This is a genomic window from Coxiella endosymbiont of Ornithodoros maritimus (assembly GCF_907164965.1).
Lineage (GTDB): Bacteria > Pseudomonadota > Gammaproteobacteria > Coxiellales > Coxiellaceae > Coxiella.
Genome location: NZ_CAJRAM010000103.1, coordinates 1 through 4,788, shown reverse-complemented (window position 1 = coordinate 4,788; position 4,788 = coordinate 1). Strand labels below are relative to the sequence as shown.

The window sequence follows — 4,788 nt, the reverse complement described above, 5'->3', positions numbered from 1 at the left end:
GTGAAGCCGCATATACGTTCTTTTCGTCAAAACTGATTGTTGACAACAACCCTGGGGCCATATACGTATAGACCAAAGCAGAATACGGGAAAGGGTGATTATTTTCCGATGCAAAATTCTGAAAATATTTTTTCGAGTAAATCATCGGAGGTGAATTTGCCGGTGATTTCGGAGAGCGCATTTTGGGCTAGTTTTAAATATTCAGCGACTAGTTCGCCCGTTTTTTGGTTTAAGAGATGGTTATTGGCGTTTTTTAAAAAAGCGCTGGCTCGTGCGATGGCATCGCAATGGCGTCTTCTAGCAATGAAATTGTTTTCGTGGGTGGCTTCAAATCCAGCGGTATTTTTTAAATAGTTTCTTAAGAGCTCAACACCAGCGCGAGTTTTAACGGAGAGTTTGATATGCGGATACTCTTTATTTTCTTTACAAGGGGCCTCATCAATTAAATCAATTTTATTTTCAACAATTACGGTTGGAATTTTCTTGTCGTTTTCGAAAAACCATCGAGCGATGATTTTTTTAAAATCTTCCGTTGGTTTTGATGCGTCAACCATTAATAATAATAAATCGGCCTGTTGAACAGCTTTTTGTGTGCGGCGTATGCCTTCTTTTTCAACCATATCTTCAGTAAGACGAAGACCAGCGGTATCAACGATCTGAATTGGCAAGCCGTCAATATGAATCGACTCGCGAATAATATCCCGCGTAGTCCCTGGGATCTCTATCACGATGGAGGTTTCTTGTCCGCTTAATAAATTTAATAGGCTGGATTTACCGACATTGGGTTCGCCCGCGATAACAACGGTGATACCTTCGCGCAAAAGGGCGCCTTGTCTGGCGGTTTTTTCTATTTCTTGCACTTGACGTATTAAATTTTCTAATGTCTCTTTTATCCGTTCGTCGGCAAGGAAATCAATTTCTTCTTCGGGAAAATCAATGGATGCTTCAATATACATTCGTAACTGGATTAAAGCATCCACCAATTGATGAATGCGTTTTGAAAATTTACCTTGCAACGAACGCATTGCTGAACGAGCTGCTTGTTCTGAAGAGGCGTTAATGAGATCAGCAACCGCTTCCGCTTGCGCGAGGTCTATTTTGTTATTCAAAAAGGCCCGCTCAGAAAATTCCCCCGGACGGGCTTGGCGCGCGCCGGCTTTTAAAACGATATTTAATAAACGATCCATGACCATAGGACCGCCGTGACCATGCAGCTCTAAAACGTCTTCGCCGGTAAATGAATGAGGTTTAGGGAAATAGAGGGCTATTCCTTCATCAATTATTAATTCTGAATCCCGAAATTTAACAAACGTCGCATACCGAGGCTTAGGAACGCACCCCAAGATTTTCTGAGCAATGTCCTTAGTCTTTTTCCCTGAAACGCGAACAACCCCAATCCCCCCTCGACCTGAAGGCGTCGCTTGGGCAACAATGGTTTCGGGGAGCACATGGTCATCTTTGATATAATTTCTCCAGGACTTAAAAATAACAAATCATAACATGAACAGATCAAAAACAATAATAGCGAGTTTAGTCCTCCTAGGGCTGACTGTAATAGCTTTTGGAGATGAGCATGACCTTACCTGCGAAAACAGGGATACCTTCAAGAGGAGTTACCTATAAGAATTGCGGGCTAACCTAGGAGACTAATCCCTCCCGAATTCAATTTTTACCGAAAGGGACAAACAACAAACTGTTGACCTCACGGTCCTTACATACGTTTATGTGCGCCCTGTTCCACTAAGGGAACCGCCATGACTTGACGTTGTAGTCGCGAAGGCACACATTAGTATACTTCTATAAATATTGCCGCCTGTAAAGACAAGTAGGAGATTACATTTGGAATAACGATGGGACTCTGACTTGCTGCAAACCAAAATCAAACCGGCTCTCACTACCCCTAATCGTCAACAATTAATATCCGGTAGCCCGTATGGAGCAAAGCGAAATACGGGACTTTATCTTTTCCGCTTCCGAACGCGCCGAGCTTTTAATTTCGCTTTATGGCTCTCATACGTTTTATTGACATACCATTGTTGCAGCGTCTGCACCACGTTGTTGGTGATCCAATACAAGACTAATCCCGCAGGAAAATTGATGAAAAAGACTGTAAAAATCACGGGCAGAATCCACATCATTTTTTGTTGCGTAGGATCTGGTGAAGTGGGGGATAACCATTGTTGAGCCAACATACTTAAACCCATGATAATGGGCAAAATATAATAGGGATCTTTAACGGATAAATCATAAATCCACAAAATAAACGGTGCTTGACGCAATTGGACGCTTTCAATAATAACGTAATAAAAAGCAATAAATACCGGTATTTGAATTAATATCGGCAAGCAGCCACCCAATGGATTAATTTTCTCTTTGCGATACAACTCCATCGTCGCGCGACTTAACGCCTGTCGGTCATCGCCATACCGTTCTTTTAGTTCTTGTATCCGCGGTTGCATTTCACGCATGCGCGCCATTGAACGGAAACTTTTCGCTGAAAACCAATAAAAAACGATTTTGATAAGAATCGTCGTGACAATAACAGACCAACCCCAATTCTTAACGACAGCATGAACAGCGCTGAGAATCCAAAACAAAAGCATGGAAATCGGCCATAGCCATCCGTAATCGATCGTTCGTTCTAATCCGGGTGATAACCCTTTTAATCGCTTAGCAATTTCGGGGCCGACATAAAGTGTAGCATGTGTGGCGGCTTCGCTCCCCGCGGCCATATCCATTTGAGGGCTAACAAAACCAAGCACGTAAACGTTTGGCTCACCGCTCACTGGAATCACGTGACTGTAATAGTGATAAGTTAATTCGGGGTTCCCCGGTACCAAAGCGGTCAAGAAGTAATGTTGTTGCATGGCAATCCAACTATTTTGGCTTATTCGATCAATATTTTCTTTATCCAGCGTTTCGTAACTCAGCTTTTCATAGGGAGTTTGCGGACTTCCCATAGAGGCGCCGTTATAACTTCTGACATAAAAATGACGATGTTCCGTCAGCGGTTGACGGCGGGTAATTTGAGTATAAAGGCTGCCTTGCCAGGGTTTAGAGGTGTTATTCTTCACTTGATAGGCTAAGTGAATGGCATAATCATCGCGATGGAACGTATAGGTCTTCGTAACTAGGAGTCTGTCAGGAGTTCGGCCGATGAGTTGGACGATGAGTTGATTCTGACCATTTTCTAAAACATATTGCTTTTTTTCCGACTCAAATTGAACTGTTGTTAGTTGACCATTTCCATTTGTTAACCCGCTTTGAGTAACGTACAACTCATTCGGTTCGCTGCTTAAAATTTGTACCGGAGTTTGTTTTTCCTCTAAGGAAACTGGATATTTAGGTAACTTTGCCAAAACAATGTTCCCACCATGAGTATCTATTTGGATATCAAGGACATCGGTTTTTACCGTGATCAGCCGCTCTTTTGGCACTTTAGCCATAAAAACAATCGTCCCTACCCCTTTTGTTTTCTCAGCCATCCCCAGAGTGAAAGGAGGAGGGGTATAAGCGGTCGAGTGATCAGTATTGGCAGTTGAGTGTTTTACTGTCGGACTTGGCTCCGGCGGTGGATAGTCACGCTGCCAAGCGTTAAACAGTGCAATAGCTAAAAGCGCAACAATGAGATATAAAATTATTCGTTTAATATCCACTAATTATGTCATCTCATTGGACTTTTCAGGCACCATATCAACCCCCCCAGGATGGAATGGATGACACCGCAGTAAGCGGCAAACCGTTAAACCAATACCTTTTATCACGCCGAAGCGCTTTAAGGCAGTTTCGGCATAACAAGAACAGGAAGGATAAAAGCGACAAGAATTCATTAACATTGGATCGATCAGGTGTCGATAAGCTTTGATCAAACCGAGGAGGAGTGTTTGGATTGCCTTTCCAATTGCGTGAACAATTTGTTTATGCATTGATACAGCTCTTTGTTACCAGCTTCCACTGAAGAGGCTTTAGCGACAACGACGATATCAAACGCCGGTAACCCCTTCTTTCTTATTCGAAAAGCCTCCTTGACTACTCGTTTGAGGCGATTACGCCACACGGCTTTTCTCACATTGTATTTGCCTATCACTACACCTAATCGTGAATGTTTTATTTCATTCTCTCGATAATAAAGCAAATAGTAACGTCCTATCACCTGTTGACGCGTCACATAGACACAGCGAAACTCATCTGTTGTACGGATTCGCCAACTTTCGGAAAAGCCTTTTTCCATCAAACGGTTAAACGCTTTCTTCCTTTCGCGCGGCGGCGATTCAGTACTTGACGGCCATTTTTTGTTGCCATTCGCGCACGAAAACCACACCTTCGATTTCGTTTCAGTTTGCTAGGCTGATAGGTCCGTTTCATAAGGCAACTCGTTTAAATCTTAATAGAACCCGCAATCATAAATCAGCGTACGCGGACTGTCAAATTGGGAAAATGCAAAGGGATGCGATTAGAAGTGTAGGTTTTCTATACCACCTTGCGGGCCCAGTGGCTAAGTAACCTAATGAAAAGTGCCCCTCCTTAAAGAGGGCGTTATAATGCGCCAACATAGAGTTTCTATTTTTAAAAAAAGGAGCAGGGCCATGAAAGATATTAAAATACTTGGTGTTGGTATTTATTGCAAAAGGGGTTTTTCAACTGTGTGGGATTGATGAGTGGGGTAAGGTGATCCACACGAGAGGGGTTAGGCGCTCAATATGTGTCCACTGTGGCAAGGCCTTAAGGTGGCTTGTGTGGTTGATAGAAGCGTGTGGAGGCGCGAACCATTGGTATCGGGTTCATGGG

General features: G+C 43.1%; 5 protein-coding genes and 2 pseudogenes. 1 reads left to right on the top strand and 6 read right to left on the bottom strand.

The genetic code is table 11. From position 1 onward, the window contains the following. Positions 1-98: 98 nt before the first annotated feature. The 6 genes and pseudogenes from mnmE to rpmH form a co-directional block, all read right to left on the bottom strand. Positions 99-1,519: pseudogene (mnmE, locus tag OWO34_RS08810) on the bottom strand (tRNA uridine-5-carboxymethylaminomethyl(34) synthesis GTPase MnmE). Positions 1,520-1,711: 192 nt separating this feature from the next. Next, positions 1,712-1,783 (bottom strand): hypothetical protein, encoded by a 72-nt coding sequence (locus tag OWO34_RS08805; protein WP_267257227.1) that lies wholly within the window; start codon positions 1,781-1,783, stop codon positions 1,712-1,714. Positions 1,784-1,958: 175 nt separating this feature from the next. Continuing rightward, positions 1,959-3,656, bottom strand: coding sequence for a membrane protein insertase YidC (gene yidC, locus OWO34_RS08800; protein WP_267257226.1), 1,698 nt, complete (start codon positions 3,654-3,656; stop codon positions 1,959-1,961). A 3-nt stretch (positions 3,657-3,659) separates the two neighbouring features. Further along, positions 3,660-3,926, bottom strand: coding sequence for a membrane protein insertion efficiency factor YidD (gene yidD, locus OWO34_RS08795; RefSeq protein ID WP_267257225.1), 267 nt, complete (start codon positions 3,924-3,926; stop codon positions 3,660-3,662). Continuing rightward, positions 3,866-4,234 (bottom strand): ribonuclease P protein component, encoded by a 369-nt coding sequence (gene rnpA, locus OWO34_RS08790; protein WP_267257224.1) that lies wholly within the window; start codon positions 4,232-4,234, stop codon positions 3,866-3,868. The genes yidD and rnpA overlap by 61 nt, the downstream gene beginning before the upstream one ends. Continuing rightward, complete coding sequence (gene rpmH, locus OWO34_RS08785; RefSeq protein WP_267257223.1) at positions 4,231-4,365, bottom strand: 50S ribosomal protein L34; 135 nt, start codon at positions 4,363-4,365, stop codon at positions 4,231-4,233. The genes rnpA and rpmH overlap by 4 nt, the downstream gene beginning before the upstream one ends. 221 nt (positions 4,366-4,586) lie before the next feature. Here rpmH and OWO34_RS08780 point away from each other — a divergent pair. Further along, positions 4,587-4,788: pseudogene (locus OWO34_RS08780) on the top strand (IS110 family transposase); the annotation flags it as partial.